The sequence below is a fragment of the Vibrio sp. QJM3NY_21 genome (assembly GCF_057785975.1).
Window position 1 is genome coordinate 2231727 of record NZ_CM173513.1, and the last position, 26135, is coordinate 2257861.

At 44.1% G+C, this 26135-nt stretch carries 22 protein-coding genes and 1 pseudogene; 14 read left to right on the top strand and 9 right to left on the bottom strand.

The window, feature by feature from the left end:
- Nucleotides 1-502: 502 nt before the first annotated feature.
- The gene (locus tag AC3CID_RS09855; protein ID WP_171309102.1) at nt 503-1276 is read right to left on the bottom strand and encodes an ABC transporter substrate-binding protein; all 774 of its coding nucleotides are present in this window, start codon (nt 1274-1276) and stop codon (nt 503-505) included.
- A 10-nt stretch (nt 1277-1286) separates the two neighbouring features.
- On the bottom strand, nt 1287-2429 hold the full coding sequence (hisC, locus tag AC3CID_RS09860; RefSeq protein WP_114633740.1) for a histidinol-phosphate transaminase: 1143 nt from the start codon (nt 2427-2429) through the stop codon (nt 1287-1289).
- A 181-nt stretch (nt 2430-2610) separates the two neighbouring features.
- Here hisC and AC3CID_RS09865 point away from each other — a divergent pair, with 181 nt between their 5' ends.
- The 6 genes from AC3CID_RS09865 to AC3CID_RS09890 all read left to right on the top strand — a co-directional run bounded on the left by AC3CID_RS09865 (nt 2611) and on the right by AC3CID_RS09890 (nt 6258).
- On the top strand, nt 2611-3498 hold the full coding sequence (locus tag AC3CID_RS09865; protein WP_054547331.1) for a LysR substrate-binding domain-containing protein: 888 nt from the start codon (nt 2611-2613) through the stop codon (nt 3496-3498).
- A gap of 286 nt (nt 3499-3784) precedes the next feature.
- Complete coding sequence (locus tag AC3CID_RS09870) at nt 3785-4033, top strand: hypothetical protein (protein WP_004736516.1); 249 nt, start codon at nt 3785-3787, stop codon at nt 4031-4033.
- A gap of 146 nt (nt 4034-4179) precedes the next feature.
- A complete protein-coding gene (locus AC3CID_RS09875; protein WP_054547330.1) occupies nt 4180-4782 on the top strand; it encodes a septation protein A in 603 nt (200 codons plus the stop codon).
- A gap of 186 nt (nt 4783-4968) precedes the next feature.
- Nucleotides 4969-5367 carry an acyl-CoA thioester hydrolase YciA gene (yciA, locus tag AC3CID_RS09880; protein WP_017061510.1) on the top strand — a complete coding sequence of 133 codons (399 nt, stop codon included), beginning with the start codon at nt 4969-4971 and terminating at the stop codon, nt 5365-5367.
- Nucleotides 5368-5561: 194 nt separating this feature from the next.
- The gene (locus AC3CID_RS09885; RefSeq protein ID WP_004736512.1) at nt 5562-5858 is read left to right on the top strand and encodes a YciI family protein; all 297 of its coding nucleotides are present in this window, start codon (nt 5562-5564) and stop codon (nt 5856-5858) included.
- 1 nt (nt 5859) lies between these two features.
- A complete protein-coding gene (locus AC3CID_RS09890) occupies nt 5860-6258 on the top strand; it encodes a GspS/AspS pilotin family protein (protein ID WP_029225239.1) in 399 nt (132 codons plus the stop codon).
- Nucleotides 6259-6366: 108 nt separating this feature from the next.
- On the opposite strand, the gene metE is transcribed toward AC3CID_RS09890, so the two are convergent.
- Nucleotides 6367-8715, bottom strand: coding sequence for a 5-methyltetrahydropteroyltriglutamate--homocysteine S-methyltransferase (gene metE / locus AC3CID_RS09895; RefSeq protein ID WP_054547329.1), 2349 nt, complete (start codon nt 8713-8715; stop codon nt 6367-6369).
- A gap of 278 nt (nt 8716-8993) precedes the next feature.
- On the opposite strand from metE, the gene AC3CID_RS09900 reads away from it, so the two are divergent.
- Nucleotides 8994-9905, top strand: coding sequence for a LysR substrate-binding domain-containing protein (locus tag AC3CID_RS09900; RefSeq protein WP_017076389.1), 912 nt, complete (start codon nt 8994-8996; stop codon nt 9903-9905).
- Nucleotides 9906-10135: 230 nt separating this feature from the next.
- Here the strand turns inward: AC3CID_RS09900 and AC3CID_RS09905 are convergent, their stop codons facing one another.
- Nucleotides 10136-10336, bottom strand: a complete 201-nt coding sequence (locus AC3CID_RS09905; RefSeq protein ID WP_004736508.1) for a DUF4250 domain-containing protein — start codon at nt 10334-10336, stop codon at nt 10136-10138.
- Between the two features lie 121 nt (nt 10337-10457).
- Entirely contained in the window at nt 10458-11138 is a 681-nt protein-coding gene (locus AC3CID_RS09910) for a hypothetical protein (protein ID WP_054547328.1), read from the bottom strand.
- A gap of 330 nt (nt 11139-11468) precedes the next feature.
- Between AC3CID_RS09910 and AC3CID_RS09915 the strand changes: the two genes are divergently transcribed.
- Nucleotides 11469-13781: a YgiQ family radical SAM protein gene (locus AC3CID_RS09915; protein ID WP_488527290.1), complete on the top strand. Its 2313-nt coding sequence runs from the start codon at nt 11469-11471 to the stop codon at nt 13779-13781.
- 125 nt (nt 13782-13906) lie between these two features.
- Here the strand turns inward: AC3CID_RS09915 and AC3CID_RS09920 are convergent, their stop codons facing one another.
- The 3 genes from AC3CID_RS09920 to AC3CID_RS09930 are packed head-to-tail and all read right to left on the bottom strand — an operon-like array spanning nt 13907 to nt 16861.
- A complete protein-coding gene (locus AC3CID_RS09920) occupies nt 13907-14371 on the bottom strand; it encodes a GtrA family protein (RefSeq protein WP_054547326.1) in 465 nt (154 codons plus the stop codon).
- Nucleotides 14364-15845, bottom strand: coding sequence for an ArnT family glycosyltransferase (locus AC3CID_RS09925; protein ID WP_473575783.1), 1482 nt, complete (start codon nt 15843-15845; stop codon nt 14364-14366). The genes AC3CID_RS09920 and AC3CID_RS09925 overlap by 8 nt, the downstream gene beginning before the upstream one ends.
- Nucleotides 15842-16861: a glycosyltransferase family 2 protein gene (locus tag AC3CID_RS09930; protein ID WP_017078197.1), complete on the bottom strand. Its 1020-nt coding sequence runs from the start codon at nt 16859-16861 to the stop codon at nt 15842-15844. The genes AC3CID_RS09925 and AC3CID_RS09930 overlap by 4 nt, the downstream gene beginning before the upstream one ends.
- Nucleotides 16862-16986: 125 nt before the next feature.
- Between AC3CID_RS09930 and AC3CID_RS09935 the strand changes: the two genes are divergently transcribed.
- The 5 genes and pseudogenes from AC3CID_RS09935 to AC3CID_RS09955 all read left to right on the top strand — a co-directional run bounded on the left by AC3CID_RS09935 (nt 16987) and on the right by AC3CID_RS09955 (nt 22051).
- Nucleotides 16987-17664 (top strand): response regulator transcription factor, encoded by a 678-nt coding sequence (locus AC3CID_RS09935; protein WP_004736501.1) that lies wholly within the window; start codon nt 16987-16989, stop codon nt 17662-17664.
- On the top strand, nt 17661-18959 hold the full coding sequence (locus tag AC3CID_RS09940; RefSeq protein ID WP_488526492.1) for a sensor histidine kinase: 1299 nt from the start codon (nt 17661-17663) through the stop codon (nt 18957-18959). The genes AC3CID_RS09935 and AC3CID_RS09940 overlap by 4 nt, the downstream gene beginning before the upstream one ends.
- A 127-nt stretch (nt 18960-19086) precedes the next feature.
- Nucleotides 19087-20016 (top strand): pyridoxal-phosphate dependent enzyme, encoded by a 930-nt coding sequence (locus AC3CID_RS09945; protein ID WP_488526493.1) that lies wholly within the window; start codon nt 19087-19089, stop codon nt 20014-20016.
- A 213-nt stretch (nt 20017-20229) separates the two neighbouring features.
- A pseudogene (locus AC3CID_RS09950) lies at nt 20230-20969 on the top strand (dienelactone hydrolase family protein).
- A 176-nt stretch (nt 20970-21145) separates the two neighbouring features.
- Nucleotides 21146-22051, top strand: coding sequence for a MalM family protein (locus AC3CID_RS09955; RefSeq protein ID WP_171310826.1), 906 nt, complete (start codon nt 21146-21148; stop codon nt 22049-22051).
- 89 nt (nt 22052-22140) lie between these two features.
- Here the strand turns inward: AC3CID_RS09955 and AC3CID_RS09960 are convergent, their stop codons facing one another.
- Entirely contained in the window at nt 22141-24954 is a 2814-nt protein-coding gene (locus tag AC3CID_RS09960; protein WP_488526494.1) for a glycoside hydrolase family 3 protein, read from the bottom strand.
- A 142-nt stretch (nt 24955-25096) separates the two neighbouring features.
- On the opposite strand from AC3CID_RS09960, the gene AC3CID_RS09965 reads away from it, so the two are divergent.
- Nucleotides 25097-25975, top strand: coding sequence for a helix-turn-helix domain-containing protein (locus tag AC3CID_RS09965; RefSeq protein ID WP_488526495.1), 879 nt, complete (start codon nt 25097-25099; stop codon nt 25973-25975).
- The last annotated feature ends 160 nt before the right edge of the window (nt 25976-26135 follow it).

Genomic DNA, 26135 nt, shown 5'->3' on the forward strand with positions numbered 1-26135 from the left:
ATACCGCTCATAACAGTAACGTTTCATTACAATATTCTTACCTTGTGAATTTTGTATTACAATAATATGTGTATATTTTGTGAGCTAAGGTTTATCTATTGGCTTGTGAACCGAATTGATTGTGATACCAATCATATTTCGCATCAATTGGACCATTAAGTAGTCTAACTTCGGGTTTTGGGGGATTTCGATCACTTCCAACTGCTTTTAGAACAATCTGTTGGCAAAAAATATACTTGCATATTTGTGTTATTTTAAAACCTTGGAGCCATTTGTAGAGCACGAGCAAAGAAGGTCTTATCGATTGAAAAGCGAGTCGTGAACTGCGATTTCTGAGGTGGTAGAGGTGAGGTTTTAGGCTGAGCGTATGGAACAAGAGTGGATAAGCAGGGATAAAGACAACGGTGGGAATCTTACTAGGACGAATTGTTTGTAACAAAAATCCGAGAGCCTCACAGCCCTCGGATTTTTTTGGTGGTCTAGTTTTTAGGCTTTAGACGAATTACAAATCAGCGCCATAAATATCAAACGTGAAGTACTTAGCAGCGATCTTGTCGTAAGTACCGTTCGCTCTGATCTCTTCAATCGCGGCATTAAATTGTTTCGCCAGTTTTGAATCCTGCTTTCTTAACGCTAGTGCCGTGCCTTCGCCAATGTAGGCTTTGTCGGTCACTGCTTTGCCTTTGAATTCAAAACCCTCACCTTCTTTCTTGTCTAAGAAAGCCAATGACAGCTGATCTGAGTTGCCGAAGGTTAGATCTAGACGACCGTTTTGCAGATCCAGATACACCTCATCTTGGCCGGTATAACGCTTAATGTTTGCGACATCCCCAAACTTGTCTGTTACGTAGCGATCGTGAATCGTTCCTTGCTGTACTCCAATAGTTTTACCATCGAGACCTTGCTTATCAATATCAAACTTTACACTTTTGGCAGCAACAAATACGGCTGGTGTTTGGTAATACTTATCGGTGAACAAAATCTTGCGCTTACGCTCTTCGGTAATACGCATTGAAGCCATGATCACATCTGACTTTCTTGCCAGCAAACTTGGAATTAGCGAGTCCCAACTTTGTGAAACCCAAGTACAATCGAGTTTGGCTTGCTCACACAAGGCATCAGCTATCTCAATGTCAAACCCGACAGGCACACCATCACTGTTTTTGTAGTTGAATGGCGGATAGGTAAAGTCTGACGCCAAACGGATTTCTTTCGCCTGTACCGTTGTACCAAGTAAAGCGGCCGCACAAGCGAGTCCTAGTATTATCTTTTTCATCATTGCCATCCTAGATATGATTTTTATCGAGTTGAGATTGAGTTTCTTTATGTTGAGATTGTTGAACTTGTTTGCTTTGTTGATTCTTTTCTAATTCGGTTTGGTAACGTGTAAGTGACGTTATCACTTCTAGCATGCTCTCTTGGCTACCAATACTGATTCGTACACAGTTACGCAAAGCAGGTTCGTGGTTTTGATTCCTTGTCACAATGCCATCCTTCGCCAACACACTGAACACTTGATGCCCAGGTTTTTGACGCAGCAAAATAAAGTTCGTCGATGAAGGGTAAACAGACTCGATGAAATCAAACTGCGTTAACTCACAAGCAAACCAGTTACGTAGTTCGACCAGCTTTTGTGTGGCGTCTTGCATCACTGAGACTCGTTCATCAGACAAAGCGTCTAACACGATTTGCGATGAGCAATCCGGCATCGGATAAGGTGGAATCAGCTTCGCAACATACTGCATCACATTTTGACTCGCTAAGATAAAGCCACATCGAACCGCAGCCAGTCCAAACGCCTTAGACAAGGTGCGAATCACTACCAAATGCGGATAACGCTCAATAAGGCCCACCGCTGACGTTTGTGGTTCAAACTCGATATACGCTTCATCGACTACCACTAGAGACTTTCCAATCGTGCCTTCCAGTACCTGAATCAAATCCGATTTAGGAATCACATTACCCGTTGGGTTGTTTGGTGAGCAAAGAAACACGATATTAGTCAACTTCGCTTTGTTCACGATATCAGCGACGTTCAGGCTGAAATCTTGCTGCAATGGAGAGTCCAAGGTATTAATCGCCAATGCATCAGCGCAAAACTCATACATCGCATACGTGGGTGAACAGATAAGTATGTTGTCGCTTGCCGGTTTACAGAATGTTCTGATCAGCAAATCAATCGCTTCATCGGCGCCACGAACGGCAACAGTCGCAGCATCAGTGCCACAGTAATCTTGGTAAGCCTTAGCAATATCTTGTGGTAAGAAGTCTGGGTATCGGTTGTGACTTACTTCTCCTTGAAACAGCGAGCTTTCCAATTCATTGGCGTTTAGCCAGACACGTCCATCACCGCCAATTCTTCTTGCTGATTGATAAGGTATTAATTTTTTTACAGCCTGAGGTACTAAACTATCGATAAAAGATGTCAAGAAGCTATCCCTTTCACAAAATCACAATGTCTTCACCACTGCCTTCATATTCAAAAAATGTGACTTATACACATATTGAATCACAAATGATGATTAAGTATTTACATTCAAACAGAACACTATTGATAAATGAATCGAAATAATCACATAATAGCCATGATAAAAAGTCATAGGTAAAGATATGAATCGCACACTTCCTTCAACTAAAACCTTGCTCGCGTTCTTGTCGACGGCAAGGCATCTCAACTTTACGCGAGCGGCACATGAGCTCAATGTGACGCAAGGTGCAGTAAGTCGTCAGATATTGTCGTTTGAAGAAAGCCTTGGCTGTGATCTCTTCTATCGCCATGCTCGAGGATTGTCTTTAACACCGAAAGGAGAAGAGCTGGTTCCTCTGATACAAGGAACGATTCATCAACTGCAATCGGCTCTCAATCAAGTCGCAAGTTCTCCCTCTAAGATCAAACTCAACGCCCCCAGCTGTATTACCTCTTGGCTGCTACCCAAGTTGATGTCTTTTCAGCAAGCCTACCCTGAAATTGATGTCGAGCTCACGTCGACCATCAAGCACGTTTTTGAACCAAGCTTTGACCCGTTTGACGCCGTAATCACCTATGGTAAGAAGCCAAACCAACAATCGATTGTGAGCCAGTTATTGTTCAACGAACAGCTGGCTCCGGTCTGCCAGGCGCAAAGCATTACTCAGAGCCATCTTGTAAGTAGCGCTTCTACTATCATCAAGCCACACAAGCTCGCTCAATACACTTGGTTACACGCCAACAATGAGCAAAGTGATTGGCGACTATGGTTAGATCACATAGGCAGCCACGACCTTTCAAGCAAGAACAACCAACAATTCGCGACACTTGATCAAGCGATGAATGCAGCCATTCAAGGATTTGGCATTGCCATAGGCGACATCACGCTGGCCAAGCAAGATATCGATTTGGGCAGGTTGGTGAAAGTGAGTGAAGGCAGTATCTTTTCTGGAAATGGTTACTTCTTGCTGCAGCCTAAGAATCGACAAAATACATCTTTATCTACGCTTGTTGATTGGCTTGTCGATTAGCGGCAATCACCGTAGATAGAACCACACTATAAACGGCAGTAGAGCGTCATAATGAGAATTTCATCGTTCTCAAAATGAAACTATTTTATGTCTGTTACGTATTGGTTGTCAGAGAATAGAACGTACCTCGCCTTAACTATTTGAAAAGAAGTTCAATTCTATCTAGTAGGGAAAATGTTCCGTTCAATTAGAGAAAATGGCATTCGAATTGCTTTGTCATAGATAACCCAACCAATATACAGCAGGTTGCAACAGTTTCACTGCAGCTTGTCACGGAGGATAGGCTATGACCTTACAAAGACATACGTATTACGGCTTGATTCACCATGGAATTAAAACCTTATTAATGGACAGAATTGGCCACTTCACAGAGCGTGAATATCACGAATATCTCGACCTAACGACAGGCAAATCGACGTGTTTTGCCATGAGTGAGCAAGAGCTCGAAAACACCTTAGACAGCTTAAAGAGTGAAGGTTACCTTGAAGACATCAAGAAGCTAATACCTCGCTACCAAACCACATCAATGCGATAACGTTATCCAACTCGATGATGAAAAGATCCGACTCGATAAAGCAATTAGATGGAATTAATTAGCACCCAATTGTCTCGGGCTATTTAGCATCGAGACAGTTTTCGTTAGACTGTCTGCAACTCAACTAACTGGACAGTCAGTGCCACATGAAGCAAATCCTTGATTTCATTCCTCTCATTATTTTCTTTGCGCTGTATAAGATGTATGACATCTACACGGCTACAGGTGCATTGATTGTTGCTTCCGCAGTACAAATCGTTTTGACATACGTCATCTACAAGAAAGTAGAGAAAATGCAGATCATCACATTTCTGATGGTTGCCGTATTTGGTGGCATGACCATTTTCTTGCACGATGACAACTTCATTAAATGGAAAGTAACCATCGTTTATGCATTGTTCGCTATCGGCCTGACCGTCAGTCACCTAATGGGTAAGTCAGCGATTAAAGGCATGCTGGGTAAAGAGATCACACTTCCTGAAGCGGTATGGAGCAAGATCAACTGGGCTTGGACTTTATTCTTTACTCTATGTGCCGTTCTCAACGTTTACGTTGCTTTCAGCCTACCCTTGGATGTTTGGGTAAACTTCAAAGTGTTTGGCTTACTGATCGCTACTTTTGCATTTACCTTGCTAACGGGTGTTTACATCTACAAGCATCTACCAAAAGATCAGCATTTGCCAAAAGACCAGCATCTACAAAAAGACCAGCAGAACGAGTTAACGGATAAAAATACCGACGAGAAGTAACCCTAAGGGATGAGTCCTCATCCCCTTTTTGATACAATTATTATCAATATGCTATTTAACAGTGGCCAATGATACTCGTGATCATTGGCCACTGATTGTTTGTGTTCTGTGAATACGTTAAAAATACGAGCCCCGCAAACACATCTATTTAAATTTAAAACAATCAATACCATTAAGAGTACAACAATGACTATTCAATCAACTTTGAACCCGATTGGTTCTTTACTTCTTCGCACTTTGGCGATGCCTTCTGATACCAATGCAGCAGGCCAGATTTTCGGTGGTTGGATAATGTCTCAGCTCGACCTTGCTGGCGGGATACTGGCGAAAGAGATCTCTAACGGCAAGATAGTCACGGTTTCAGTATCGAGTATCGAGTTCAAACAACCAGTTTCAGTGGGTGATGTGGTATGTGTTTATGGTGACTGCACCAAGATTGGTCGTAGCTCGATGAATATCGACTTAGAAGTATGGGTTAAGCCGGTACTTGATCACGGCATCGGCGATCGTTACAAGGTATGTGGCGCGACATTCAACTACGTTGCTGTAGATGAAAGCGGTAAACCTCGCCCAATCAACAAATAGTCCTTCGACGACCCTATCGCACTTTAAGGTCTTTAGTCGTTTCGATTAAAAATGCTAAAGACCTTCTCACTCTGCCGCACCATTTCACAATTTCTTATCATTAGCTCTTCCAATACCAATTAGTTCGCGTAAATTAGCAAGATAGCGAATTTAAACGCCCTCAATTTAGTGAAGTAAAATAAGGATATCTCAATATGTGGTACGTGATTTTTTCTCAAGACGTCGAAAATTCATTAGAAAAACGCCTAAGTGTTCGCCCACAACATCTAGAACGCCTACAAACACTTCACGATGAAGGCCGCCTTTTGACAGCAGGTCCAATGCCAGCGATTGATTCAGATAACCCTGGTGAAGCGGGCTTCACAGGCTCTACTGTGATTGCTGAATTTAATTCTTTAGACGATGCACAGGCATGGGCAGACGCAGACCCGTACATTGCTGCTGGTGTGTACCAAAATGTGATTGTTAAACCATTCAAGAAAGTATTTTAACGTGAAAAAATGGATTATCGGTTCACTGGCTGCTGTTCTGCTTGCAGGCTGTAGCTCATCAAGTGAACAAGACAAACAAAGACAGCTAGAAATGATGGCGCAACATCGCGCTGGCGTTTTATCCGCAGGCTTGCCGATTGAGTATGGCCCGCTATCGGTCATGCGCGTACTGGCAAAAAACACGGTTATCGAAATCATGATGATCTACAACCAAGATGCAAAAGGTGCTAAACCTTTAAACCAAGTTGTAGACATGAGTGTGAATAGCTACTGCACCAACTCTGAAGTAAGAGCAAATCTCGACATGGGCTTGGCTTACAACATCAAGATTCGCAACACTCGCGGACAACTGATCGTTGAGAAGCTGATCAGTAAAGAGACGTGTCAAAGTAGCAGCTAGTTTCTAGCTCGAAATTCGAACAAGTATAAAACCAGAAGGCCTCGCAAATGCGAGGCCTTTGTTGTGGTTCATCGTGGATTAACGGATCAATCAAAATCTTAGACTGAATTATACCTCAGCTGATTCCCACTCTTTACGCAGTGTCTTCGTCGCCGAAACTAAGTTAGTGAGTGCCGCTTCTGTCTCTGCCCAGTTACGAGTCTTTAATCCGCAATCAGGGTTTGCCCACAAACGTTCTGCTGGAATTTTCTCTGCCGCTTTCTTAAGTAAATCAACAATCCACTCTTCTGACGGAATGTTTGGCGAGTGAATATCGTAAACACCCGGTCCAATCGCATTCGGGTAGTTGAACTCTTCAAACGCTTTCAGTAGCTCCATGTTCGAGCGAGAAGTCTCAATGGTAATCACATCGGCATCTAGCGCGGCTACTGAATCAATGATCTCGTTGAACTCGCTGTAACACATATGGGTATGGATCTGAGTTTCTGGTTTAGCACTCGCCGCTGAGATCTTAAAGGCATCGACCGCCCACTCTAGGTATTCTGCGTGGTCGCGCTTTTTCAGTGGTAAACCTTCACGAATAGCAGGTTCATCGATTTGAATAATGTTGATACCTGCATCTTGCAAATCAGACACCTCATCACGCAGAGCAAACGCCAGTTGGTTAGTGATCTCTTTGCGTGAGATGTCTTCACGTGGGAATGTCCAACATAGAATAGTGACGGGTCCTGTCAGCATGCCTTTCATCTGCTTTGAAGTCAGAGATTGAGCATAGGTCGACCATTCTACCGTCATCGGTTTCTCACGTTCTATATCCGCGACCACAATCGCTGGCTTCACGCAGCGAGAGCCATAGCTTTGTACCCAACCAAACTTGGTGGTTTGAAAGCCTGCTAGATTTTCCGCAAAGTACTCCACCATGTCATTACGTTCAGCTTCGCCATGAACAAGCACATCCAAATCCAGTGCTTCTTGACGCTTAACAGCATCTGCGATGTGACCTTTCAGTGCAGTGTTGTATTCCGACTCATTCAGTTTTCCAGTGCGGTAAGCACTGCGTTGAAGACGAATTTCCCCTGTTTGTGGGAACGAACCAATGGTTGTGGTTGGTAATAGCGGTAAACCCAACACCTCAGACTGATGCGCTGCGCGTTCTGCGTATGGAGCACTGCGCTCTGCTAGTGCTTTAGTAATGGTATTGAGTCGAGCTTGAACTTGCGGCTTATTCACATGAGTCGCGCTCTTACGTGCAACGATAGGTTGGCTGTAAGTCTCACACGCCAAAATGGCATTTTGATCGCCGTCTAACGCCGCACCCAATAAGCTCACCTCGGTCACTTTCTGTTTTGCAAAGGCAAACCAACTCTTCACTTCTTCGCTAAGCGTCTCTTCTAACTCCAAATCTACTGGGCTATGCAGCAGCGAACATGAACTTGCCACCCACAGCTTGTCTCCCAGCTTCTCTTTCACAGGTTGCAGTAACTCAAGCTGAGAAGCTAAGTCTGCTCGCCAAACATTGCGTCCATTGATTGCACCCGCAGAAAGTACCCAATCTTCCGGTAACTTATTCACCACTTCATCAAGTTGCTGCGGTGCGGCAGCCAAGTCGATGTGTAAGCCGTTGACGGGCAATTCCACGATCTTGCCTAACGTATCAGTCACAGAATCAAAGTAAGTGGTCAGCAATAGTTTCACATCGCCTTGAATCACTTGATAAGCCAGTTTGAATGAATCAGCCCACTGCTTTTCAAGTTCCAGAGAAAGGATAGGTTCATCGATTTGCACCCACTCAACGCCCAACTTGGCGAGTTTTGCCAAAATCGCTTGGTAAGCAGTAAGCAAACGTGGAAGCAAGGTTAAGCGGTCAAAGCCCTCTTCCACTTCTTTGCCTAGATATAAGTAAGACAGCGGGCCGAGAAGGACTGGCTTCACCTTATGCCCGGCTTTAATCGCTTCACTCACTTCGTCAAACAATTGTGGCCAACTCACCTCAAACGAATCGTCTTTGCTGAACTCAGGAACAATGTAGTGGTAATTGGTGTTGAACCACTTAGTCATGTCAGAAGCCGCCGAACTGTCTTTAGTGCCATCATTAGACGTATGCGTACCACCGCAACAGGTAGACTGAACTTGAGACTGACCACGGCCAACACGAAACAAGGTATCCAGATCTGGGAAGGCTTTTTCATCTTCAGAACCACCAGCATGACGCTTTGGAACGTGGCCTAGAAGTAGAGTCGTTGTCAGAACATGGTCGTACCATGCGAAGTCACCCGCAGTTGCAAAGCTTAGATTCGCGTCAGCTTGTACATTCCAGTTACGATTTCTTAATTCGCTGCCGAGTTGCTTGAGCTCAGATTGATCGATTTCACCGCGCCAGTATTTCTCGAGCGTGAATTTAAGTTCGCGTTTTTCACCAATGCGTGGGTAGCCAAGAATATGCGTTGTTGTCGTCATGAGTCTGTTCCTTATTCGATAATTTTAATTTCCGGTCAGACTGCCTTTGATGTTTTAATTTTCCACAAAGGCGTCTGGATGGCTAAACTATCACCTTAATCCGATCTATGGACAACGTCCAAATATTCATCTTGTTTATTAATAATATTCATCTTTAATCATTCAAAGATGAACAATTTAAATCCGTCTGGACATCTAGACGTTTACAAAAGATCAAAAACACCGTAGGGTGATTATTAAGAAATATTGAATTGGCTTAGGGAATATGAGGAATACTCATGATAGAGCTTAAACACCTTCGAACATTGACCACCTTGAGAGACAGCGGATCGTTAACAGCCACTGCGACCTCTCTTCACCTGACTCAGTCGGCGCTTTCTCATCAATTAAAAGATCTTGAAGCGCGTATTGGCGGTCAGCTTTTCCTACGAAAAACTAGGCCAGTAAAATTCACCTCTGAGGGTGAGATCTTGCTTAAGCTTGCCGATGAAATACAGCCAAGAATAGCTAAAGCAGAGAACGAACTCGCAAGCCTGAAAGAGGATGTGAATGGTCGCTTGCACATGGCGATTGAGTGTCACTCATGCTTCCAATGGCTAATGCCCGCTTTGAAAGAGTACCAAGTTGCTTGGCCAAGCGTGACGCTCGATTTCTCGTCAGGCTTTGGTTTTGAGCCGCTGCCCGCATTAATGGCAGGTGAGTTAGATTTGGTGATCACCTCTGATATTCAACCGCGTTCGGAAGTCCATTACGAACCGCTTTTTGATTTCGAGATGCGTTTGATTACAGCAATCAATTCACCTTTGGCCGAAAAATCGAGCATTGATCCGCAAGATCTTAGCGATATCACTATGCTCACCTACCCGGTTCAAAAACAGCGTTTAGATGTCGTGAAGCACTTTTTGCAGCCAGCGGGTGTTGAACCTAAAAAATGGAAACAGGCAGACAACACACTAATGCTGGTTCAAATGGTGTCGGCAGGGCTCGGAGTTGCAGCTTTGCCTAACTGGGCAATTAGTGAATTTTCAAGACAAGGACTCATTGCCAGCAAACCATTAGGCAAAGGGCTTTCAAGAAGGTTGTTCGCAGCGGTAAGAAACTCAGAAAAAGACAAACGTTACCTGCAAGCTTTCTTTAGCACGGCAAGACAGCAAAGTAAGAGTCACCTAGATGGCATTGAGGTCGTTTAAGAGACTCGTTGTTGGGTTAGTTTATGCCTGCGTTGAACCTGATAGGCATGCGCCAGAAACAAAAAAGTCACAGATTATCTGTGACTTTTTTCTTTTAGCTTTAGTACCGACAATGGCGGTACTTGTTCATTCACGATACTAGCTCACTCTCGATAACTAGTTCATTCTCGATAACTGGCTCACAATCGATAACTAACTCGCTATCAATAGAACATGCGCCAGTTTGCTGCTTATCTTGGATAAGACTTAAACTGGTTAGTTAATGGATCGTATTGATAGCCAAGCATATCAAGCTTACCTACAACACTTTCTATATCCATTTCATACATACTGATCAGCTCTTCAAAGCTATCGCATTCTAAGCGAAGTTTTTCATTCACGATTCCCAGCAAAATAATGCTATCGAAACCTTTGACGTTGCTTAAATCCATCCCGTACTCCTAACGAACACACCGACTAGATTTAAGTTTAGAACGCTTACCAACACCACGCTAAAAAACAGATCACACTTTTTCGATTCAACACTGAAAGGCTTGTGAGATCAGTAACCTTCTACATCGCCCAAACTGGCGTTAAACCAACAGCCGCCGCCAATAACATCAACAATGAAAGAGTCAGCTGAAGCTTTTCAGGGGTTTTGACAAACAGCAAATGCCAACACCAAACCACGATAGAAGAGATAAGCAAAGCAAAGCTAAACAACAAAGTTGAAATAACAGGTTCTAGTTGCGCTTCAGACAGTGAATAAACGTTAATCACGGTCGCCAACACCACCAACATGCCACTTAATACGCCCACAACAGGCAGAACACGGTGAAATGCTTGTAAGCGCGTTCTTGCAATCGTCAGCAGTAAATGACCAAACGCAGACCCCAACAGTGCCACCAGCAGTAAAGTAGTAATAATACCGACGGTAGTTGCTTGCTCAGTCGCTTGAATAGCAACGTATGAAAGCGCCAAACCACACGCAAGGTACATCACCCAGATAGGGCCTGAGTCACGTGTCTTCTTAGTTTGAACTTGAGAATAGAAATAGAAGATAGCGAATACGATCAGAAACGCTTCAATTCTTAATGAAGCAACAGCAAGCCAAAGCACGCCAATCGCAGGTAACATCTTGTGAATACGGCCACGTTGACCAGGGCAAATGTCACCCTTCACTAAGATTAAAGTTAAGATCAGTTGGGCTCCTAATAGCATGGGAGCAAATTGTACTAATAATGATTCGACCATTGTGGATCTACTTATTCAGACTTATTTTCGCGAATAATATCAAAAACTGCTGCGAACACTAATCAAAATCACAAATTAGCGACGTTATTCAAGGCTTCAACTATGCTGTTGTATGGTTCTTTTGTCAGCATTATCTGCAAAATGGCGAAAGACATCAGAACTAACAGGGGCATGTTCTACTGGCTAGTCTAGGCTCATGCCGCTATAATTCCCGCCTCAAAAATCAGAGGTTGAAATATGTACAGCGATATCACTCCTATTCACGAACACAAAAAATACTGGGCCGAGTGCTACGGAACAGCACCCTTTTTGCCTACCAGTAGAAAGGAGATGGATGCTCTTGGATGGGATAGCTGTGACATTATTATTGTAACTGGTGACGCTTATGTCGATCACCCGAGCTTTGGTATGGCTATCATTGGCCGTTTGCTTGAAGCTCAAGGCTTCCGCGTGGGCATCATTGCCCAACCAAAGTGGGACAGTAAAGATGCCTTTATGGAACTGGGTAGACCTAACCTATTCTTCGGCATCACAGCGGGTAACATGGATTCCATGATCAACCGCTACACCTCTGATCGCAAACTTCGTCACGACGATGCCTACACACCAAACAATGAAGGTGGTAAGCGTCCTGACCGTGCAACTCTGATTTATTCTCAACGTTGTCGTGAAGCCTACAAAGGCACGCCAATCGTTCTTGGTGGTATTGAAGCCAGCTTACGTCGAGTTGCGCACTACGACTACTGGTCTGATAAAGTTCGTCGCTCTGTATTGTTTGATGCAAAAGCAGACATTCTTCTTTTCGGTAACGCTGAGCGTGCACTGGTTGAAGTGGCACACCGCATTGCCGATGGCGAAGACATGTCTACGCTGACAAACATTCGTGGTACTGCTATCAACTTGCCTGCAGCGCCTGAAGGTTACAAAATTATTGATTCTTCTCGTATCGAAAAACCGAACAAAGCCTACGTTCCGGTTAACCCGTACGAAGTAGAAACGCAATGTGATACCAAGAAAGATGAAAAAGAAGAAGTAAAAGCGCAGCCAATTACGATTCGTCCTTCTCGTCACGATGCAAAAACAACCGCGGTTCGTATCCCTGGTTTCGAAAAGCTCAATAACGACCGTATTCTTTACGCTCACGCTAGCCGTATTCTGCACCTAGAGACCAACCCGTATTCAGGTCGTGCTCTTATTCAACGTCACGGTGACCGCGAACTATGGGTAAACCAAGCGCCAATTCCTCTTGCAACTGAAGAGATGGATTACGTGTTTGGCCTTGCGTACAAGCGTGTTCCGCACCCTATGTATGGCAAAGCAAAGATCCCTGCATACGACATGATTAAAACTTCGGTTAACATCATGCGTGGTTGTTTTGGTGGTTGTTCTTTCTGTTCAATCACAGAGCACGAAGGTCGTATCATTCAGAACCGTTCGAAAGAATCGATCTTGGATGAAATCGAAGACATTAAAGATAAAGTACCTGGCTTTACCGGTACGATTTCTGACTTGGGTGGACCAACGGCGAACATGTATCGTCTAGGTTGTTCTGATCCTAAAGCTGAAATTAACTGTCGTCGCCCATCATGTGTGTTCCCTAAAATCTGTGAAAAACTGAACACAGACCACCAGCACACCATTGACCTTTACCGCTCAGCGAGAAAGGTTCCGGGCATCAAGAAAGTGATGATCGCATCAGGCGTTCGTTATGACCTTGCGATTGAGTCTCCAGAATACGTACGTGAGCTTGTGACTCACCACGTTGGTGGTTACTTGAAGATTGCTCCAGAGCATACTGAAAAAGGCCCTCTGGATCTGATGATGAAACCGGGCATGGGCACTTACGATCGTTTCAAAGAGATGTTCGAGAAGTACAGCGCTGAAGCCGGTAAGAAACAGTACCTAATTCCTTACTTCATCTCTGCTCACCCGGGTACGGAAGATGAAGACATGCTCAACCTTGCGTTGTGGCTGAAAAAGCACAACTACGAGTGTGACCAAGTACAGAACTTCTACCCATCGCCAATGTGTAATGCGACGTCGATGTACTACTCAGAGACCAACCCTCTGAAGCGCGTGAAATACAAAAAACGTGAAGATGTTCCAGTGCCTAAAGGCGATCGTCAACGTCGTCTGCATAAAGCATTGCTTCGTTATCACGATCCAGAAAACTGGAAGATCATCCGTGAAGCACTGACCAGCATGGGCAAAAAGCACCTAATTGGCGACAAAGCGAACTGTTTAGTACCAGAAGAAGATTTTGAAGCTCTGACACCCGCACAGCGTCGTAAGTCTGGTCGTCACGGCTCACAACGTTTTGCAACTAAGCACAGTAAAGCTCAACCGGGTCTTGGCGGCGAAAGCCCACGTAACCATTCTAAGCCAGGTGGCAATAAGCCTAAACCGGGTGGTAAGAAGCCAACAGGTAGCCAAGGTAACGGCAATCAGGGCAACGGAAAGCAGAACGGTAATGGTAACGCGAATAAACCAGCGACTGGTTTCATCAAAAAAGCCCCTGCTAGCCAGCAATCGCAAGGCAATGGCGGCGGGAATGGCAAGCCAAACCGCAGCAAAGCGGGTAATGGTCAAGGTGGTAAGCCTGCGAGTAACGGAAAGAATCGCCAGCGCGCAACACAGCGTTAATATCGCGACCCCATTTACTTGGTGATCATAAAAATACAAAGCGCAGCTATTTAGCTGCGCTTTTTTGTGTCTGTTACTAATGAACGACCCGAAGGTTTCACTTGGTTATGTGATTACAAGGGATTCTAACGGGTGAAGACCCAATACTGGCTAAACAAATAGTTAGTGACCATGCCCACCAAGATACCTACGGCCATTGCGATAAATACAGCCCCAGTAAATGCAGGAAGCAATTCAGTCATCAGCTTAAAGCACAGCAAATTAGGTATCGCCGATATCGATGCGGAAAACATGAACTTTTGCCACTGAATCAACTTCTCTGACCAACTATCCTGCCCTTTGAAGTCAAAAGTTAGCACTCGATTACCAAACCATGTTGTCGTGGCGGCTGCAATGAAAGATCCTATCCGTGCACTCATCAAAGGCAGCCCAACGGCATAATGCAGTAATGCAAAAACTAAGCAATCAACAACAAATCCGCCAACACCAACCACAGCAAATCGAACCACCTTGTGGTGAGACTGTAACCTCTGACTGTGCGTTTGAAGCTTGTTGTTGAACATTCGTAACCCCGAGTTAACGCTAAACATCGCTGCCACTTTGAATATGACTCAACGATAGATTTGGCTTGATACTTGAGCTATGACAGCTGAATAAAGCACGCTTTATTTTCACCGTTGGCTCTAGAATACACGTTAATGCGTTCTCTTTAATCTTGGTTTCCACTTCAGATCTTTTACCAATCAGATAGAACTTATCAATGCCATCTAGCTGCTCGATATCGAGAAGTCTTTTCGCTTGACCATGACTGTAAAATTGCCCAGAGAATGGTCGTTTACCCACGTAAAAGCTTGGCGCAGAATCCGTAATCTGTTCGAAGATAATGCGGTCACTTTTCTCGTTCGCCTTGCCGAGATTCAGGTAGACCATCGCAATCATTAGCAACACAGGTAGAACCAAAGCCACGCTCGAGAACCACTTCTTATCTTTTTCCACTACGAGTATAGCAATCAACAAGCCAAGGGCCGGAATACCTGGCAGGACGTAAGCTGGGAGAATATTGCCCGCCATAGTGAAAAGAATCAGAGGTGAAATCAACCAACAGACAAGAAATGAAAACAAACCGCGATTTTCAGTATTAATTTCTGCAATTTTCTTACGTCGAGCAAATGCCAATATAGGTAATACAATCGACCACGGCGCAGCCGCTTGAAGCCAAAACAGCCAGATCATACCTCTTGCTTGGTCATGGGCAGAGCCGTATAAATCGCCCTCCCAGCCACTCACAACAAAACGCTTAAAGTGCTCGCCAACAATAAAGTAATCAATAAAGCCCGGTGTTGCCATTTCAGCCATGATGTACCAAGGCAAAGCTATTGCTAGCATCACACCCAAGCCAGACAACAATGGAAAGCGTTGCCAAAGCACTTTGAAAGCGCCAAAGAAGCCATGTTGTAATACTAACCAAGGGAAAACTGCGATGCCCATAATGACAATCGCTACTGGCCCTTTTGCAAGCAAGCCTAACGCTAAACCAATGAAACCGACATAACCCCAAGATCGATTAGTCTTCGCACTGCCTTCGCCTTTCCAACCCTCTCCTCCTAGCCAACACAAGTAGAAGCCTAACATGGCAATGGTCATCGCTAAGGTTAATGCTATGTCTGTCATCACAGCGCCCGCGGCAATAGAGAAAATACCGCATGTCGCCAACACTACCGCGGCAACCAACGCACTTTGCCCAGTTCGCTTCGCCATGTAAGCGGTTAACAAAATTGTCGCTACTCCTGCTAACCAGTGAGGTGCACGAACAGCAAACTCACTCAAACCAAATAGCTCAATCCCCGCAGCACTCATCCATGTGAACAACGGTGGCTTGCCCCAAAAAGGAATGCCGTAATCAAACTGAGGTGTTAACCAATTGCCGGTTTCCACCATCAAGCGAGCCATTTCTCCGTAGCGCGCCTCCGTAGTATCCATTAACGGATAAGTCGCCAAAGATAGGAGTCTTAGAACCAGTGCAAAAGCCAACAAATACCATAGGTGCGTTCTGTTCAGGCTCATGCTGACTCCTCTAATTTGAAATGTGTTTTTAATGCAGGTGTATCGACCACCGACTGAATCAGATACAGAGGGCGATTCTTGGTTTCGATAAAAATACGACCTATGTACTCACCCATTAAACCAATACTCAGGAGTTGAATACCGCCAAGGGCAAGTTGCACGACCATCATTGACGGGTAACCCGTGATAGGCTCGCCAAACATAGTGGTTTTGAATACGATGAAGACGCCATACACAAAAGCAGTAAGCGCCACTAAACCACCAACGGCCGTCGCAATACGCAGAGGTCGGATAGAGAACGAGGTAATCCCATCCATCGCCAAACCGATTAACTTGAGGTAGTTCCACTTGGTCTCACCACAGAAGCGAGCATCACGCTTAAATTGGAGCGTCGCTTGTCGGAAACCCGGCCATGAAAAAATGCCTTTCATGTAGCGGTTACGTTCTGGAAGCTGATTGATATGGTCGACAACTTCTCGGCTTAACAGTCGGAAATCACCCACATTCTCAGGAACATCAATCTTCGCAGCCACATTCATTACTTTGTAAAAGCTCGCTGCTGAAAACTTCTTAAACCATGTTTCACCGTCGCGCTGGCTACGCTGCATATTGACGACGTCATAACCTTCGCGCCACTTGGCAATCATTTGCGGAATCAGCTCAGGTGGATCTTGTAAGTCAGCGTCTAGCAAAATCACCGCTTGTCCACGACAGTGCTCAAGGCCTGCGCTCATCGCTGACTCTTTGCCGAAATTACGGCTTAAACCGATAACAGAAATTGAGCTATTGATTGAAGTGAATGAACTCACCAACTCCAAGCTGCTGTCTTTACTACCGTCATCGACATAAACGATTTCACTCTTGATGGGCAAGCTATCAAGCACCTTGGTAAGGCGAGAGTGGAACTCTTCCAATACCTCTTGTTCATCGTAAAAAGGCACAATTATAGACAGAGAAACCGCAGGGTTGATCTGCGATGTAGATATCTTGGGGCGGCTTATATGAAGTTCAGACATAATACGTTCTTCTATTTTTTAATCTGAATCCAATCTACCCTCCCATAAGTGAAAGTTATGTTATTGACATATTTTTCACGCTCACTCAGGATAATGTTACCGTCTATTTCTGTATGAGAATCAAAATGAAACGAGTTCTATTAGTCGAAGATAACCGTGAAATCGCAGGTGTCTTGTTTGATTATTTTGAGTGTATTGGCATGGAACTCGATTATGCGGACAACGGCGAACTCGGCCTGCAACTCGCGTTGGAAAACTCATTTGATATCATCATATTGGATCTGATGTTGCCAAGAATGGACGGCCTCACGGTTTGTAATAAACTGCGAGACCAAGGCAACGCGACACCTATTTTGATGTTGACTGCGTTAGATAGCCGCGATGATATGTTAAAAGGGTTTGAGCATGGTGCCGATGACTATCTAACCAAACCTTTTGATTTGGATATTTTGGAAGCCAGAATGAACGCGCTTGTTCGTCGTTACCGAGGAAAAGTGGCTTCTTCTAAGCTTCAATTTGATGAACTCACCATTGATCAAAAAACCCGTAAAGCTTACCGTAAAGACAAACTGCTCGCGCTTAACCCAACGACTTACACCATCCTTGAGATGCTGTGCCAAAAAGCACCTGAAGTAGTGACTCGTGAAGATATTTCCTACAAGCTATGGCAAGAAGACGAACCCAACAACGATGTGTTACGTAGCCATATCTATCAACTGCGTAATCAACTCGACAAACCTTTTGACACCCCAATGTTGATTACCGTTCCTAAAGTTGGATTCCGTCTGGAGCCATCGAATTGATTTCAAATGTTCTGACAAGCACCAAAACCCTCACAGGCCGCCTAGCGCTTTTCTTTGGGTTGATGGCCGTGATTGTGTCTGCATTCGTCTATGTCGTTTTTGTTGCCGGGTTGTATATGTCAGAAGACCGGGTCGGTGAAAGACGCATCCTGATTGACCGAAACTATGCTGTCGAACTCTTTCAAGCTGGCGAGAGCGGTGCAATACGTATTGACGGTCTCACCATGGCGTACAATGACCTCTCATTTGTACCAAAAGAGTACACACCTTATATAGAAGGTAAGGATAACTTCCTTGGTGAAGTCGGCGACGAGCCGGAATCACGAATGATCTATGTGGGAGAATACTCTCATGAAGGTAAAACTTACCCGATCATCCTTATGTCTGAGATAGATCGCGTCGAATTTGATACCTATGAATTGGTATACGCCATCTCGTTCGTGTTGGTGCTGTTATCCATTTTGATATTTAGCTTTGGCACCTTACTCTCTCGCCTTTCCAAACGACTGATTGAGCCTTTCAATTCCCTATCTGAGCAACTCAACTCGAACAAACTCGACCTAGGGGAGGAGTTTGATGTCAGTGAAGGTGCAGCTGTTGAGTTTCGTCAGTTAACAGACCAACTCAATCAATACCGTAGAGAAATTAATTCCTTGATCAAACGTGAACAAGCGTTTGCTCGTTATTCAAGTCATGAATTAAGAACCCCACTAACGGTCGCTCGTGGTGCGAATAAATTGCTATTAAGAAGCGAAACAACGGAATTTCAATCTCGTCAGGTTGAGCGCATTGATGAAGCCATTATCCAGATGTCAGAAATGGTCGATGCCCTACTCGGTTTAGTTCGTTATGAAAGAAACAGTGACGATGCACCGCTGCGCGTGTTTAGTCAGCAAGAGTTAGAAGCTATCGTTTCCAAGAATTCATTACAGGCGGATGAGAAGCTAGTCGAGATATCCCTACACATTCAATCAGAGCCTACCATTCAAGCCACCAGCGCGATCATGAATATGTTGGTCGGCAACTTATTGAGAAATGCCATTGCAGCGACCAATAGTGGTACTGTCACTGTTACCCTGTCCGAGCAGAGTATTGTGATTGAAGACCAAGGTGAAGGCCTTCAGGAACAATACAATCCGAATGGTCATGGATTAGGTTTATTGATTGTCGACGACTTGTGCCAACGCTTCCATTGGGACTTTGATTTGGTCAATCGTAACTCTGGAGGGTGCACTGCCAGAATCGCCTTTCAGACAGATTCACCCTCGCCCATACCAGAGCAAATAAACTCGTAGTACTAAGTTCAATATCCAACGAAAACTTGATTTAGTTGGTTTACAGCGCTGACTAGCTACTAGATACTCGTTAGTCCAATTTGATTTTAAAATGCTGGCTTCTTAGTCAGCGTTTTGTCTAAGTGCGATGAAACTAAATAATAGCCCTGTAACTCAACATCAATACAACGACCACACCTTTTTCTTGAAGCGTGACGATCAACTCCACTCTCACTTTTGTGGCAACAAAGCGCGAAAGTTCATGAAGCTACTCGAAGACGAGCACCCTAATACGACAACCTTAATCAGCTACGGTTCTGCGCAAGCTAACTCTCTATTCTCGCTCGCTGCACTGGCAAAAATTAAAGGCTGGACGCTTGAGTTTTACGTCGACCACCTTCCCCAGTGGCTACTAGAACGCCCAATAGGTAATTACCGTGGTGCAGTAGACCTTGGTGCGAAGGTAATTTCAGTCAAAGAGACAGGCTCTGAGCTTCATCCACAGGAGTATATTGAGCAAATAAGACAGCCAGATTCTCAGTGTATTGTATTGCCTGAAGGTGGACGCTCTCAGCTTTCTGAATACGGCGTGAAGCAACTGGCGATGGAAATACTTAGCTGGACGCGTTTCGAAAACAAACACGATTTCGTGGTTGCACTACCAGCAGGCACCGGCAGTACGGCTCTGTATCTACATAAGCATTTAAAAGTGCACAACATCCCGGTGTTAACCTGTGCGTGTGTTGGCGGTAATAGCTACCTAACACAACAATTTAATGAGCTTGGCGAATCCGATCATCCACAAATACTGCCACTCGAAACCAAACATCACTTTGGTAAGCTGTATCAACAGGACTATCAAACCTGGTTGGATCTACAAGAACAAACGGATATTGAATTCGACCTGCTCTACGACCCATTGATGTGGCAATGTTTAGAACGATGGCAAGATAACAACCCAACCAAAACCATTATCTATATCCATCAAGGTGGCATCTTGGGCAATGAGTCGATGTTGCCGCGCTATCAGCGAAAATACCCGGAAATAAGCATTAGCAAAACCAACGCATCTTGGTAGTTTTTCTTTATTCCCCTGTTTAGCTATTCAAGTTTTGGTAAGCTGAGAACATCACAAAACAGCCATCGCACTCCCTCTCGATGGCTATTCATCAGCAATAGCCACCTGCTCTCCCTGCCATACATTTCAAGTTAGAAACAGAAATCTGGCGAGAATCATCGCGTTATCTATACTTTCGATTGGAACATCAATTGTCATCGAAAGGAATCACGCATGCGAACAATCACTACGCTCGGCCTGTTTTCAGTTTTACTGCCCTTCTCTGCGATTTCAGGAGAAAACATCACTTACCAAGTCGATGGTATGGATTACGAAGGTTATTGGAGTGAGGCCAGTGTGACCAAGCGCCTTTGGTGCTGCTAATTCACGATTGGGATGGCTTAACTGATTACGAAAAGAAACGTTCTGAGATGCTCAACGAACTCGGTTACAACGTGTTCGCCATCGACCTATTTGGTAAAGGCATCCGCCCAACCGAAGTCAAAGACAAAAAGCAACACACGGGCGAACTATATAAAGACAGAGAAAAAATGCGCGCACTACTTAATGCGGGAGCAATGGAAGCGAAAAGACTTGGCGGCAACTTAGATAACAACGTGATGATGGGATATTGTTTTGGCGGAGCTGCTGTTTTAGAAGCCGCGCGTGCGGGCATCCCATCGAAAGCTTATGTCACTTTCCATGGTGGTTTATCAACACCGAAAGGCCAAGATTACTCTCAGACTAAAGCGCCTGTCGTCGTATTCCATGGCACAGCAGATTCGATGATTTCAATGCAAGATTTTGGCAACCTCGCCGCTGAACTTGAAACGACCAAGGTTCCACATGAAATGATCACTTATAGTGGAGCGCCACATGCCTTTACCGTGTTCGGCTCAAACAACTACCAACAAGAAGCTGACCAAAAATCGTGGGAACGCTTTACTCAGTTGTTAAGTTCAGTATCTCGTTAACTTTCAATCTAAATAACAGATCAACGGCAGCCTGTTACCTAATTCGTACTAATTATTAGCGACTATTTCTTTAAATTTGGCGTTCGTCACTCAAAAAGAAAGCGCTTTCTTGTAGTGTGTCTCTATTATCAATTAGGCACTCTAAATCAGATATGCTTTTTTAACTGTGAGAAATTATGAAATATTTAGCAATACTACCAGCGGTATTCGCACTCAGCGCCTGTTCAACAGTGACAGAGTCACCGGTTAGCTACCACAAAACTTCTCCGGGGCTAGAGTCACTACAAAATAACGAAAACTGCTGCGAAAACCTGAATACCATTCAATATCAAAGCATTACGAACCCAGAAGAGACATCTGTTTCGATCACCACAGCAAGCCCTAAAATCGAGTTCAAATCTGGCCGGTCCTTTGCTGGAGGGCTAAAGCTTCCTACAACACTAGATGCTATTCGTTTTTCATTGACTTCAAATGCTAATTATTCTGCATTTGTTCCGTCACTTTTGGTCTTAGACAAAAATTACCAGCCGCTAGATGTCATTGGCAATGAAAGCATTAAGTACCAGCCACTTAGCCTGCTTGATGGTGCTCGATATGGCGCACAAATAGAACTGCAAGAACGTTACTTAAACGGCGAGGCTCCTGCTTACTTGGTCGTATTCACAACCAGCGAAGCACTCGCGGAAACAACTCCTGTCGAAAAACCAAGTGATATGGCGATACGTTCTGGCGATATCCAGGCAAACATCGCCCATAACACGGACTACGCCATCCCCCACTCTGCAATCGGGAAAGTCTCCTTTGATTTTAAATTCACAGCGGTAACCACCGTTGTTGAAGAACAAAACCGTCAAAAGCGAGTTCAACAAATTATTCCAGAATCAACCGTAGCCCAATCAGATTTATTAACGGAAAATACACTGAATAAGAAAGAGGTTTATCAAACTCTTATAGAAAACTCGGTTTCATCTGGAGATTTTAGTGCAGCACTGACTTACGTTGAAGAATCTGAGCGATTAGGAATCGAAGGGATGCGAAACTCCTTTGTTGACGCGATGAAGCAATATCAAAAAGCACAATAACTCAGCCTCAAAGTAGTCGTTTATTTTCTCTCACTTTACCTCTTTTTTGAGCAAACGAGAGTTAAATAAACGACTGTTATCCCTCAGCCCTATTCAGGCATAAACGAGAATTCTAATTGCTCTAATTCTAAGCCTAATTTGATGAATTCAATATCCAACGAATAAAAGCCTTTATCAAGCTTAACGGAAAGCCCCTCAACTGAAACTGTCTCGCCATTAGTACCATTCACTGATAGAGACATCGCATATACGTTATTGAGACTCAAACTACACGCAGATTGAGCCAAAGTGCCGCTATCGTAATTAACAATACCTGCACATCGATACACACCAGCCTGTTTAACTTCCAAAACAATGCTGCGGTTTTCTCTGATATTAAGTGGTAATTCTATTGCACGTTGCTTCGCCGTCAGAGAGCAAAAGTCCCCATCAGTTTTACTCTGTTGTTTATCAAGATTTTGGGTCGCCTCAAAGCTCTTAACTGGATCAAAAATGACTAATGGGCGATCCATTGCTGGAGAATCCATAATAAAGCGACAGATATTTATCGCGCTTCGTTGCAACTCTCCCAAACTCAACATCCCATTTTCAAGCGCCTGTAATGTATCGTCGTTTGATGCGTTACTTTCAGCGCCATCGTGCTCAACGACCATATACAAATCATTTTGAGAGCGAAGCATAAAGGATGTGTAACTTCGGCTTTCAGAACCTCCTTTGATTGGGTCATTCATTTTTGCCCACCAATCCGTCATCACTATCCCTTTATAGCCCCACTCCTTTCGAAGAATAGTAGTATTGAGGTCGTAATTAGATGCAGCCCAGTGACCATTGATGGGGTTGTAAGCGGTCATAATGCTTGAAGCTCGCCCTTGCCTTACCGCTATTTCAAAAGGCCTTAGATGAATCTCACGGAGCGCTCGCTGAGAAACCACACTATCAACATCAAATCGTCCAGTTTCTTGGTCGTTCGCAACCAAATGTTTGATAGTACCGGACACGCCTGCAGATCTAAGCCCAGAAACCTGAGACGCCGCCATAGCTCCGGTCAAAAGAGGATCCTCAGAAAAATACTCGAAGTTTCGCCCGTTCAAAGGATGACGATGAATGTTAATCCCAGGCCCAAGCAATGTATCAATATGATTGGCTTGCATCTCTTTCCCTACTAAATAAAACAGTTGTTCATTCAGTTCTGTATTCCATGTGCAGCCCAATAGCGTGCCAATCGGGACTTGTGATGCTTTGTGTCCACTATCCATTCGGATACCCGATGGGCCATCAGCAGCCGCAACAATAGGGATACCTAAATCAAACAAGCTTGGTGATACACCACCAAAAGCCGCAGCCGTGCCAGGGGTTACCTTGGGGCTGCACATGCCTTCACCACGAACAATTGTCGCCAGCTGTTGTACCGTCATTTGCGATACAAACGCCTCAATATTCGCCTGTCCCTGCTTCACATCAAGCAACTTGATTCCCTTATCTTCACTAAAAGGAATCGAAGTTGGGAGTTCAGTTAGGATACGTTTGCTCAAATCTACACTTCGTAGTGGCACAGATTCATAGTCGCAACTGTAAACCCCATTTTGCCCTATCTCTTTTGGAACGAGCCTTTTAAAAGCGGTGACGGGTGCCAGAGCTTCCGTTAGTTGCTCAACAACTATTAGTTCATCAACTTTTATGCTTTCGTCAACCAGCCTTGCTTGTCGAACGCTGCCTCCCAAATAGAACTGATATTCCCCTGCTTCAAGTACATAGCTATTAGGGTGGCCCGTCTTACCACTATCATCAAATGACGCTAACGAAGATAGAAGAAATGAAACCTTCACACGTGCTGTTTCGTTTGGATCCAAAGTGGGTGTTTTTGCAAATCCTGTAAGTGCTCTAGATGGCTTCCCCAGCTGGCCTTGAGGCGATTCAACATACAGTTGAACAACATCCTTACCACTGTATTTCTCGCCTATGTTTTTAACTTCAATATCGAAGACCAACTCTTGTTCAGAGCCGGATCCAAGAATCGTTAATGCATTTAATTTATTTGAAAATTTGGTGTAGGAAAGCCCGAAACCAAATTCAAATTGAACGGATTTTGGGTTAAAGGTTTCAAAGTATCGGTACCCAACATAGATATCTTCTTGGTACAGATTACGCTCTTTATTTCCGAAGCTAGCGCTGGAAGGGTAATCAGATAAAGAGTGCGCAATAGTGTCGGTCAAACGTCCACTCGGGCTAACATCACCTGATAAAACATCAGCTAATGCATGCCCACCTTCCATCCCTGCAGCCCAGCTATACAAAATCGCCTTGAGCGACCTTGCATCTTTGAGTGAGCTTACCCATGACATATCAATAATGTTGGTCACGTTCAGTATCACAATGACATCATCAAAATGTCCCGTCACTTTCTCCAACATTTGCATTTCGAGCGCGGTTAAATTGTAACTGCCTTGCTGCTGTGCATTGTCTTGATCCTCACCCGCCGTTCGACCGATAAAGATAATGGCTTTGTTAGATTTGGCGGCAGCATCCATCACAGCTGAAGTTGAAAGAGGCATTTCATCTTGAAACCAAGGTTCTACTGCCCAACCACCACCGCCGTCATTGAACGGGTTGTCCTTGACCCAACGTTGGTATACCTCCACCAAACTGAGATTAAGATTGATGTTTGGATTTTCATGCAAGCCATGTAATGCATTTACGGAATAAGGCACATTCACCGCTCCACCAGATCCAGTGCCACTTCGGTAGGTATCAATCTGACATCGACCAAAAAGAGACACCGTATCACTAGTCTGCAATGGCAATATTGAATCACTATTTTTTAGTAGCACAATGCCCTCAGTAGCCGCTTGTCGACTTATTGGTGCAAGCTGCTTCTGTGCTTCGAGAATTTCCACAGTATTCATTTTGAGTCCTACCATTTTTTTACTTAGAGCAAAAATTTGACCTCTCGCTCTAAAAGTTAATATTGTCTTTGTTCAAAAAATAGTAATCTTAACTACGGCGTGTAACTACCAAATAAGCGACAGTTATGGGTAAAATAGCGACATGAAAACCAAATTTAGACTCCAAAGTCATCAGAGATATCCCCAGATAAAATTTGCCTATGTCGATGGTCATCACGATTTCGACTTTGACGTACATAGCCATGACTTTTCTGAACTTTTCTTAGTTGTGAGTGGTAGCGGGAAGCATACGGTAGCTAGCCACACTTACCCTTTAAGTACAGGAGATGTATTTGTTATTAATGGGGATATTGAACATGGATTTTGTGAAGTAAATAAACTGAAGATTGTAAACTTGATGTTTGATACGGCATTGCCTTTTTTTGAGGTTCCTTCAATGCGTCAAATGCCGGGCTATCAAGCACTTTTCAAGGTAGAACCGATTGCTCGACAAGCGTCGGAATATCAAGCAAAGCTTACGTTATCAGTTTCTCAGTTGAAACGAATCAATGAACTTCTACAACAAATCAAATCGGAATACGACAATGCAGAACAGGGGTTTGAAATCATATTGACGAGCACAATGCAGCAACTTGCGATAGAACTTGCTCGGCGATATCAAGAACAGACCCATAGCTTACCAAAAACAACCCTAGCATTGAGCCGTGCTCTCGCACATATTGACCGTCATTACAAAGAAGTAGGATTAGATACAGAAGCCATTGCACAAGCGGCGTATATCAGCAAAAGGCAACTAGAAAGGTTATTCAGGCAGTTTTTAAATACATCCCCGAGCCAATACATCAAAGGCCTTCAAATTAGACACTCGGCAACCTTATTGTTAAACGACAACAAAAGCATCCAACACATTGCTGAGTCTTGCGGCTTTTCTGACAGCAATTATTTCTCCAAGTGTTTTAAGACCCAAAATGGATGCAGCCCTCGAGAATTTAGAAAGCAACATTCTTCCCATAACTCATAATCCTTTGCCCCTTAAACCTTAAAAGATTAAAAGATTAGATATGTCACACATAAAAAAACCGCTTCTTTCGAAGCGGTCAATGAGTATCTTTGGCAAGAACACATTTGAAAAGAAATTCAAATATGGAAGACTCATAGCAATAAAAATGAAACTCTTTGTG

What these genes read in the sequence shown, in the direction of transcription:
- AC3CID_RS09930 (WP_017078197.1), bottom strand. Translation starts at nt 16,861, where the DNA reads ATGTCTGAACTTCATATAAGCCGCCCCAAGATATCTACATCGCAGATC.
- AC3CID_RS09865 (WP_054547331.1), top strand. Translation starts at nt 2,611, where the DNA reads ATGAATCGCACACTTCCTTCAACTAAAACCTTGCTCGCGTTCTTGTCG.
- AC3CID_RS09960 (WP_488526494.1), bottom strand. Translation starts at nt 24,954, where the DNA reads ATGAATACTGTGGAAATTCTCGAAGCACAGAAGCAGCTTGCACCAATA.
- AC3CID_RS09875 (WP_054547330.1), top strand. Translation starts at nt 4,180, where the DNA reads ATGAAGCAAATCCTTGATTTCATTCCTCTCATTATTTTCTTTGCGCTG.
- AC3CID_RS09900 (WP_017076389.1), top strand. Translation starts at nt 8,994, where the DNA reads ATGATAGAGCTTAAACACCTTCGAACATTGACCACCTTGAGAGACAGC.
- AC3CID_RS09870 (WP_004736516.1), top strand. Translation starts at nt 3,785, where the DNA reads ATGACCTTACAAAGACATACGTATTACGGCTTGATTCACCATGGAATT.
- AC3CID_RS09945 (WP_488526493.1), top strand. Translation starts at nt 19,087, where the DNA reads ATGAAACTAAATAATAGCCCTGTAACTCAACATCAATACAACGACCAC.
- AC3CID_RS09855 (WP_171309102.1), bottom strand. Translation starts at nt 1,276, where the DNA reads ATGAAAAAGATAATACTAGGACTCGCTTGTGCGGCCGCTTTACTTGGT.
- AC3CID_RS09955 (WP_171310826.1), top strand. Translation starts at nt 21,146, where the DNA reads ATGAAATATTTAGCAATACTACCAGCGGTATTCGCACTCAGCGCCTGT.
- AC3CID_RS09925 (WP_473575783.1), bottom strand. Translation starts at nt 15,845, where the DNA reads ATGAGCCTGAACAGAACGCACCTATGGTATTTGTTGGCTTTTGCACTG.
- AC3CID_RS09910 (WP_054547328.1), bottom strand. Translation starts at nt 11,138, where the DNA reads ATGGTCGAATCATTATTAGTACAATTTGCTCCCATGCTATTAGGAGCC.
- AC3CID_RS09905 (WP_004736508.1), bottom strand. Translation starts at nt 10,336, where the DNA reads ATGGATTTAAGCAACGTCAAAGGTTTCGATAGCATTATTTTGCTGGGA.
- metE (WP_054547329.1), bottom strand. Translation starts at nt 8,715, where the DNA reads ATGACGACAACAACGCATATTCTTGGCTACCCACGCATTGGTGAAAAA.
- AC3CID_RS09920 (WP_054547326.1), bottom strand. Translation starts at nt 14,371, where the DNA reads ATGTTTAGCGTTAACTCGGGGTTACGAATGTTCAACAACAAGCTTCAA.
- yciA (WP_017061510.1), top strand. Translation starts at nt 4,969, where the DNA reads ATGACTATTCAATCAACTTTGAACCCGATTGGTTCTTTACTTCTTCGC.
- AC3CID_RS09885 (WP_004736512.1), top strand. Translation starts at nt 5,562, where the DNA reads ATGTGGTACGTGATTTTTTCTCAAGACGTCGAAAATTCATTAGAAAAA.
- AC3CID_RS09965 (WP_488526495.1), top strand. Translation starts at nt 25,097, where the DNA reads ATGAAAACCAAATTTAGACTCCAAAGTCATCAGAGATATCCCCAGATA.
- AC3CID_RS09935 (WP_004736501.1), top strand. Translation starts at nt 16,987, where the DNA reads ATGAAACGAGTTCTATTAGTCGAAGATAACCGTGAAATCGCAGGTGTC.
- AC3CID_RS09915 (WP_488527290.1), top strand. Translation starts at nt 11,469, where the DNA reads ATGGATGCTCTTGGATGGGATAGCTGTGACATTATTATTGTAACTGGT.